Source organism: Lysinibacillus sp. CNPSo 3705 (assembly GCF_028674935.1).
Taxonomy (GTDB): domain Bacteria; phylum Bacillota; class Bacilli; order Bacillales_A; family Planococcaceae; genus Lysinibacillus.
Genome location: NZ_JAQZSD010000055.1, coordinates 23,189 through 29,761, shown reverse-complemented (window position 1 = coordinate 29,761; position 6,573 = coordinate 23,189). Strand labels below are relative to the sequence as shown.

Sequence of the window (6,573 nt, the reverse complement as noted above, 5' to 3'; positions counted from 1 at the left end):
AGGTCACACCCGTTCCCATACCGAACACGGAAGTTAAGCTCTTTAGCGCCGATGGTAGTTGGGGGCTTCCCCCTGTGAGAGTAGGACGTCGCTAGGCAAAATAATTTAGGTCGAGAATATATTTCTCGGCTTTTTTATTTGCATTTTTTCAGCTGGTTAACCCAAATAAATCTATAAAAATGGTTATAGTTTTTGCCATTTATCTAGCCGAAGGTTAAGAAATAAGGAATCTTCTCGGAAAAGTAATGGGCGATGAAGCAAAATTTCGAGCACTAGCTGACGAAGATGCAGGACCTAAAAGTTTGTTTAAAATAAAGTTTGGTTAAAAGTAATTCTAAAAAGCATTTTATATAAATGAAAAGATAGCACATTGAGCAAAGTTTGATTAAAATGCTTTCTTTTCCCTCTCAAGCTGTAATAGCGACTTCTACAATTCATGATTGTAGAAATTTTTATTATATGAATCAAGAGCTTAGACTGCTTCTATTAAGAAAACTTACGTTTTTAAAAATTATGTTGCTTGAGTTTGTGTCTGTAATAAAGCATTCAGACGATCTATTGCCAACTTGCAGGCATTATAAATAAACGTCACCAGATTGAAGTGAGGTTTCGCCTTTCTTCCTGTTCTGTGACGGACATTGTTTAACTGAAAATATTGCTTTAGGTATGCATTTACACGTTCAACGGCTATGCGCTCTTTATACAGTTGTTTCCATAGTTCAGTGCCACGTGCTGGGATACGTAAATTTCCGTAAATCATTGTTACACTTGATTTTGAAAACCTTCTGACAGAGTGCATCATCACGTAACGGACAGGTTGCACATTCCTTTAGCCTTGTGAATTTTGTGTTCGGTATTTTTCATCGAAGCTGTCGTAACAGTAGCTGTGTTCAAGTACACATGTCGGTCTGAAATGCTTATCAAATCCAAGATACTCGCCTTCGTTGCGGATGATTCCGTCGCTCTTGGATTTCTTCCGTCGCTTCGCCTCATCCTTCCGTCACTCTGGCTCTACTTTCCGTCATTTCGCCTCATCTTTCTGTCGCTTCGCCTTTTCCTTCCGTCGCTCAGGCTCTACTTACCGTCGCTTTGGCTCTTCCTTCCGTCGCTCGTATTTATAGGGAATCACTGCACGCATTTGATACTCGTGTAATTGACGGTAAATGGGTTCAAATTAGCTGGGAAATAGGTCGCGCGTCGAAAGTGGCAAAAATCGTATCAAAACGACGGAAACTTTCCATTTCCATTAATTCTTGGATATCAGATAGGCTCATCTGTTTTACCCTAGTCTTAGGGCATTCACCGCATTCAGTATGCTAGTTTCGTCGCTACCATTATACCGAATTTTGGGGAGGTGCCCGTAGAACCCTTGATACTAAAGGGATTAAATTTATGAAATTAGCTCATATTACTTGTATTATTTTTCAAGATTTGATAATTCAAAGTTAATAACTTCCTTTATTTTATCGTTTCCAATTGCTCCATTCTGGAATGTATTAGAATCGCTCCAATAAAGCTGCCTAAATGAAACACCATTATTAAGTTCAATCCCCAAAAATATACGTGTACCATCTTGCTTACCTACATCAATTAATGATTGTTCATCTGCTAATTTTAATTCATAAAATGCGGCTAGGAACGTATCTTTAGAGGACTGTGAGAATGTGTGTATTCTCTTGCCATCTTCAGTGCTTTCAAAATAAATATTCTTCACCAAATGATCCATAGGGTAAAGTTCTCCTATTGTTTTTGCCTTTTTATTTGTGTTGGCTACATAAACATCATTATTTGCAGCAATAATCAAGGATGACGGATATCCTTTTATTTCAGAAATGATTGTTCCTTCCTTTAAATATGTCGCATCACCATTTTGCATCTTGTGATTACTGCATGCACTGTCAGCCATTTTATATCTTACTTTACCAAGTTCTTTACCTTTTTCAATTGTTATAGGAAGATTTTCATTCGCTGTCTCTGGAAAATAATGCTCATACTGTATATCGTTAATCATCAACACATCCACCCATTCAATTACCCCATCAGGACACCCTTTAAGAAAAGTGGAGTTACTGCACGAAGATATCAACAAAGCAAATGCAGAAATAAATATCATCTTTTTAAGAACTTTCAATATAACACCTCCTAGTTATTAGACACTTTTTACAAATTTAAGTTACAGGTAATATTTGAATATTTGGATTAATTTATAAAAAAACGACATACTTGCAACGTTTTAAATGAATATCCGCTAAATACGATAAAAAAATAAGAATAGAAGGCTTTCTGCTAGATTGTACTACGCAAGAGTGTAGTCGTTTGATACAATAAAATCATAGTATTCAAGATAGAAACGGCGGGTGTTCGTATGGTTAGTGATATTTTAATAGAAATTGTAACAGCGATTGGCCGCTTTTTAATTAACCCATTAATGTATATCGCAATGTTATTTGCGGTTTTATTAGGTTATAGTCGTGTAAAGCAGGAGCGGAAATTTTTTAATAGACGTATTATTTGGGGTTGGACAGAGCTAATTGGTCAATGGAAATTTGGGTGGCTAAATGCCCTCCTCATTTCACTCATAAGTGTTGGTTTAGGTTTAACAGTACCTAAAGCTTTTTTAATGATTTTAATTGCTATTTCTGCGTTGGCACTATTACTGTTCTTCATTAATGCACTTTCACCTATCTACACAATGGGGCTTGCAACATTAGCAATGTGGTTGATGTACCATTACAATTGGACATTTTCTTGGTGGAAAATTTCTTTAGAAGGTGTAAATTTATTAGATGGTTCCATTATAACGATTACGGTTTTAGCAGGTCTAAGTGTGATTGCTGAGGGTATATTAATTCGTCGAACAGCAATGAAGGTAACGACACCGAGAGTTGAAAAGACGAAGCGAGGTATGCAGGCAATTGTCTATCGTTCAAGAAATGTTTGGATATTGCCAATTTTCTTTGTAATACCTGGTGATATTATTCCTGTAGATTTCCCGTATTGGCCACAATTTACATTAGGGGAGAGTACTTTTGCACTTGTACTATTTCCACTCGTTATAGGCTTTTCAAAGCTTACTCGAAAAGAATTGCCGACTGTGCAATTGCCTAAAATTGGCCGAGCGGTGCTTATACTAGGGCAGTTAATTTTAATAGGTGGACTTGTTGCTGCGTTGGAGCCGTTTATTGGCTTTATCACGTTGGCAATTGGTGCAGTGATTCGTATCATTATCACGATCTACTATGCGCTGCAAGATAAAACGGACATTTATGCAGTTGCACCAAATTCAAAGGGCGCTATTATTGCGGCTGTCTTACCTGATTCACCTGCTGAAAAAATGGGCTTACTGGCAGGAGAATGTATTCGTAAAGTAAACGGTCAGGCCATTTTTACTGAAAATGATTTATACGAGGCTTTGCAATTAAATGCTGCACATTGTCGTCTAGAAGTAATAGATCGAAACAATGAAATACGCTTAACACAGCATGTTATATATAGCAATGATCATTATCGTATTGGATTATTACTAGCTGAGCAGAGGGATATATGATGGATGTTTTCGGGAAAATGATGCTAGCGTTATTTTTACCAGCATTACTCGTATTATTGTTTACTAGAATTACGTATAATCGGTATGTTGCATTAATATTGGCAATTGCGCTTATTGCGGCATCTGTCTATGCAGGATATACTTCGCCGCCTATTATTTTCGTAATCGATGCATTTTCGTTAACAGTAGGCTTTTGGCTAGCAAGTAAAATGAGAAAAAACAAATATTAATAGAAAAGGTCAGTCCAAAGTGATAGCTTTCTCACTTTTAAGACTGACCTTTTTACATGAAGAATCGTACGGCTGCCATAATGATAACCCCTGCTACAACTGTAATAGATAAGCTTTTGGTAACAATTGCAATTATAAGCGTTGGCACAAAGGTAATCAATACGGGCCAATTTAATGTCACAATTTTTCCGCTTTCTGTATCCAATAAGTTTTCGATGACGAGAGCACTCAAAATACAAACTGGGATAAAGCTTAGCCATTTTAATACAACCTCAGGTAGTTTTACATTTCGAACGAAAATAAAAGGAATAATACGTGGTAGCCAGGTGACAAGTGCACAGCCAATGATGAGCCATACCATAGTAGTAGGTGTCGTCATTTATCTGTCACCACCCCTATAGTTGCTACAATAACTGTTGAAAGAAGAACAGCCACATGGGAGGGCACAATATAAGAAAGACCATACATAATGACAACCATATAGCCGATTAACATAAGATAATGCATTATTTTACTTTTACCTACACTATTAAGTTGGAGAACAAGAAGTGCCACAAACATAGCTACCAATGCAAAATCTAAGCCCCATTTTTCAGGAGTTGCTACCCACTGTCCTAAATATGCGCCGGTTACACAAGAAAGAATCCAAAATAAGTAAGCAGTTATGTTCAGCCCATCCATCCATTTGCCATGTAATTTCCCGCTTTGCATTTGCTTTGTAACAGCAACGCCAAATGTTTCGTCCGTTAATAATGTGCCGAAACCAACATTTCTTAGCATGGAATAGCGTGTAAAGTGTGGAGCTAATGTTAAACTCATTAATAAATGGCGTAGATTTACAACAAAAATGGTTACAATAATAGCAGAAGCAGGGCTATTTGTTAACAGAAGTGCACAAAAGATAAATTGTGCGGAGCCTGCATAGATGAGTATAGTTAATAGTGCAATTTCGAATACAGATAACCCAGAAGCGGAACCTACAACACCGAAAGCGAGTCCTATGCTTATATAACCGAGTAAAGTGGGAACACAATCTTTAACACCTTGTAAAAAGCTATCGTCTGGCATGTTTGCTGTTTCATTCTGAAAATCGGTTGTACTTGTCATAAAGAAATCGTCCTTTCTTAAAAATTTCCATGTATACTAAAAATAGAATAGTCTAATAGTTTGATGTGGTTATTAAAGTATACATATGTCTGATAAAATAAACAAGGGAAATTGGTGAATAAAAATGGAGCAAATGAGTCGGAATTTGGCATTTCAATTAAAGAAGATCCGGCAGCAACGTCAATTAAGCTTAGATGATGTTGCCAAAGCTACAGGGGTAAGTAAAGCCCAACTGGCCCAAATTGAAAAAGGGGAGGCAAATCCTACAGTATCAACGATTTGGAAAATTGCTGCGGGAATGCGTACTTCATTTTCTTCATTATTACAAGCACCAACAGCTCACTTCATGAAATATAGTAGTAAGGATGCGCCGCGTGTAGATGAAGATGAGGGGCGGTATCGTGTGTATTCCATTATTCCTTATAATCCAGATCGTGGCTGGGAACTTTATAGGATTGAAATGGAGCCTGGTGCTTTCAGTAGAAGTGAAGCCCACACAGAAGGGGTAGAGGAAACTGTGACTGTAATCCAAGGGCAGGCCAATATTTCTGCTGGGGAGATGCATGAATTACTAGAAGAAGGGGATACACTAGTATTCTCAGGACATCAACCACATGAGTATAAAAATACTTCGGAAAAGTTAACGATTTTACATTTAATTTTGCAATATAAATAGAGGTGTCAATTTTGAGTGAATGGTTTACTGTAGATAATATTGAGCAAATTGCGGCACAATATCGAACGCTTGGCCCGGTCATTGGTTTATTTTTAACGTTTATAGAGGCGTTTTTTCCATTTTTACCGTTGGTCGTGTTCGTTGTCGCAAATGCGAGCGCATTTGGTTTATGGTTAGGTTTTTTATTATCCTGGATAGGATCAGTAGCGGGTTCATATGCGGTATTTTTGCTTGTCCGACATTTTGGCAAGCATCCAAAGCTTCGATTTGTAACAGGGAGTAAAAAAGTAGAGAAGCTAATTAAATGGGTAGATATGAATGGTATTAGTCCTCTGTTCGTGTTACTTTGTTTTCCTTTTACCCCCTCAATCATTGTAAATATTGTGGCGGGGCTATCTCATATTCATAAAAAGTTTTATTTTGTGGTGTTATTGGCTGGGAAGTTCGTTATGATTTTAGGAATGAGTGTACTTGGTTACGATTTAAAGTCGCTCCTAACGAGCCCTGTTAGACTGATTATTGCAGCTGTTGCGATAATCTTGCTGTGGTGGATTGGCAAGTTTATGGAGAAACGATTAAATGCACGGGTAGAAAGAGACTTAAAACATGCAAGAAAATTGACGAAAAATCATCAACGTTGAAAGTTGAATATGCACATCTTACCCCTTTTATCATGTAAAATGAGAGAAGGGGTTTTTTATCTTCATTCATAAAGGTTGTTCGAGAAACGTGGAGCACCGTTTAGATAAAATAGTAAAATGCAAAGTTAGAGAAGCAAAAAGCTCGGGGGAACCATCAACGTAATCGGGTCCATGCAAAAACTGCTCAGGTAGACCAGCAAAGCCCGTGTAACCTCCCATCTCTATAGGTGTTGTAATGAATTCGAGTTTAAGTACAAACATCCACAGAAAAGAAGTTAAAGCCTCCGGCGGATGTCACGGGAATCGGATAGGAGTTAGCCTAAAATCATCGCATCTTTGCGATAACGGCTAACTGACCGCCTAAGCACAAAG

The 6,573-nt window shown here is 37.6% G+C and carries 7 protein-coding genes, 1 rRNA gene and 1 pseudogene; 5 read left to right on the top strand and 4 right to left on the bottom strand.

What is annotated here, in order from left to right; genetic code table 11:
- A 5S ribosomal RNA gene (gene rrf, locus PVA17_RS19180) occupies nt 1–97 on the top strand; the annotation flags it as partial.
- A 414-nt stretch (nt 98–511) separates the two neighbouring features.
- On the opposite strand, the pseudogene PVA17_RS19175 reads toward rrf, so the two are convergent.
- Nucleotides 512–949 (bottom strand): annotated as a pseudogene (locus tag PVA17_RS19175) (transposase); the annotation flags it as partial.
- 468 nt (nt 950–1,417) lie between these two features.
- The gene (locus PVA17_RS19170; RefSeq protein WP_274068606.1) at nt 1,418–2,131 is read right to left on the bottom strand and encodes a hypothetical protein; all 714 of its coding nucleotides are present in this window, start codon (nt 2,129–2,131) and stop codon (nt 1,418–1,420) included.
- A gap of 234 nt (nt 2,132–2,365) precedes the next feature.
- On the opposite strand from PVA17_RS19170, the gene PVA17_RS19165 reads away from it, so the two are divergent.
- Both PVA17_RS19165 and PVA17_RS19160 read left to right on the top strand, forming a co-directional pair.
- Nucleotides 2,366–3,547 (top strand): PDZ domain-containing protein, encoded by a 1,182-nt coding sequence (locus PVA17_RS19165; protein WP_248717936.1) that lies wholly within the window; start codon nt 2,366–2,368, stop codon nt 3,545–3,547.
- Nucleotides 3,547–3,777 (top strand): DUF2198 family protein, encoded by a 231-nt coding sequence (locus PVA17_RS19160; protein WP_132364002.1) that lies wholly within the window; start codon nt 3,547–3,549, stop codon nt 3,775–3,777. The genes PVA17_RS19165 and PVA17_RS19160 overlap by 1 nt, the downstream gene beginning before the upstream one ends.
- A 52-nt stretch (nt 3,778–3,829) precedes the next feature.
- Here the strand turns inward: PVA17_RS19160 and PVA17_RS19155 are convergent, their stop codons facing one another.
- Both PVA17_RS19155 and PVA17_RS19150 read right to left on the bottom strand, forming a co-directional pair.
- Nucleotides 3,830–4,156 carry an AzlD domain-containing protein gene (locus PVA17_RS19155; RefSeq protein ID WP_274068605.1) on the bottom strand — a complete coding sequence of 109 codons (327 nt, stop codon included), beginning with the start codon at nt 4,154–4,156 and terminating at the stop codon, nt 3,830–3,832.
- On the bottom strand, nt 4,153–4,884 hold the full coding sequence (locus PVA17_RS19150; protein ID WP_274068604.1) for an AzlC family ABC transporter permease: 732 nt from the start codon (nt 4,882–4,884) through the stop codon (nt 4,153–4,155). The genes PVA17_RS19155 and PVA17_RS19150 overlap by 4 nt, the downstream gene beginning before the upstream one ends.
- Nucleotides 4,885–5,008: 124 nt before the next feature.
- Here PVA17_RS19150 and PVA17_RS19145 point away from each other — a divergent pair, with 124 nt between their 5' ends.
- Both PVA17_RS19145 and PVA17_RS19140 read left to right on the top strand, forming a co-directional pair.
- On the top strand, nt 5,009–5,560 hold the full coding sequence (locus tag PVA17_RS19145) for a helix-turn-helix domain-containing protein (RefSeq protein WP_337993623.1): 552 nt from the start codon (nt 5,009–5,011) through the stop codon (nt 5,558–5,560).
- Nucleotides 5,561–5,571: 11 nt separating this feature from the next.
- The gene (locus PVA17_RS19140) at nt 5,572–6,201 is read left to right on the top strand and encodes a TVP38/TMEM64 family protein (RefSeq protein ID WP_274068602.1); all 630 of its coding nucleotides are present in this window, start codon (nt 5,572–5,574) and stop codon (nt 6,199–6,201) included.
- Nucleotides 6,202–6,573 lie beyond the last annotated feature (372 nt).

Excerpts from the sequence above, each read along its gene's own strand:
- PVA17_RS19165 (WP_248717936.1), top strand. The coding sequence starts at position 2,366 with ATGGTTAGTGATATTTTAATAGAAATTGTAACAGCGATTGGCCGCTTT.
- PVA17_RS19160 (WP_132364002.1), top strand. The coding sequence starts at position 3,547 with ATGGATGTTTTCGGGAAAATGATGCTAGCGTTATTTTTACCAGCATTA.
- PVA17_RS19155 (WP_274068605.1), bottom strand. The coding sequence starts at position 4,156 with ATGACGACACCTACTACTATGGTATGGCTCATCATTGGCTGTGCACTT.
- PVA17_RS19150 (WP_274068604.1), bottom strand. The coding sequence starts at position 4,884 with ATGACAAGTACAACCGATTTTCAGAATGAAACAGCAAACATGCCAGAC.
- PVA17_RS19145 (WP_337993623.1), top strand. The coding sequence starts at position 5,009 with ATGGAGCAAATGAGTCGGAATTTGGCATTTCAATTAAAGAAGATCCGG.